The 1,044-nt window shown below is 68.0% G+C and carries 1 protein-coding gene; it reads left to right on the top strand.

Going from position 1 to position 1,044, the window contains the following annotated elements:
• Positions 1-67 precede the first annotated feature (67 nt).
• A partial coding sequence (locus tag ACFPQ9_RS27415) for a condensation domain-containing protein (RefSeq protein ID WP_380858728.1) occupies positions 68-1,044 on the top strand: 977 nt, incomplete at its 3' end.

Genomic DNA, 1,044 nt, shown 5'->3' on the forward strand with positions numbered 1-1,044 from the left:
CCCCGTCCTCAACGGACAGACCTGGTCCCGACACTGGACACCCCAACGCCACACAGCCATCCGCCACATCGCCCGCACCACCGGCACCAGCACCTACATGGTCCTGCACACCGCCCTCACCGCCGCACTCGCCGAAGCCGGCGCCGGCACCGACATCGCCATCGGCTGCCCCGTCACCACCCGCACCGACGAAAACACCCACCACCTCATGGGCTTCTTCGTCAACACCATCGTCCTGCGCACCGACCTCACCGGACACCCCACCTTCACCCAACTCCTCCACCGCGTCCGCGACGCCGACCTCAAAGCCCTCGACCACAGCACCACCCCCTTCAACCACATCGTCGAAACCCTCAACCCCCCACGCCACCCCAGCCGCAACCCCCTCTTCCAAGTCATGCTCGCCCAGCAGAATCACTCCCAACTCACCCCCCGCATCGGAACAACCCGGACCACTCCGATGCCTGTACCGAACGGGAAGGCGATCTTCGACCTGGCTCTGGACTTCGTCGAGCACCCGGACGGTCAGGGCATCACCCTGTCGCCCGACTTCAACGCCGCTCTCATCGAGCGCGCCGCGGTGGAGCGGCTGCTGGACCGCATGGAAGAACTCCTCGACCGCACGGCCGACGGCGACCCACCCGTCATCCACCCCACCGGCGGCCCTCACGCCACCAGTGGCCCCCACACACCGACCGCCCGACCCACCGCACCCACCACACCCGCCGTCTCCGACCCCACCCTCGACACCGTCCGCGGCATCTTCGAAGAAGTACTCCACCGACACGACATCACCGACGACGACAACTTCTTCGACCTCGGCGGCCACTCCCTCACCGCCATGCGCCTCATCAACACCATCCGCGACCGACTGGATGTGGACCTGGGCGTGGCGCAGTTCTTCGCCCATCCCACGGTCGCCGATCTGGTGCGGCATCTGCCGGTGGGTGGGTCGGTGGTGCCGGTGCTGCGGGCCGGTGAGCGCGGGCCGGGTCCGCTACCGCTGTCGTTCGAGCAGGAACGCCTGTGGGTGCTGGAGGCCCT

It is taken from the genome of Streptomyces coerulescens, from assembly GCF_042657965.1.
Lineage (GTDB): Bacteria > Actinomycetota > Actinomycetes > Streptomycetales > Streptomycetaceae > Streptomyces > Streptomyces coerulescens.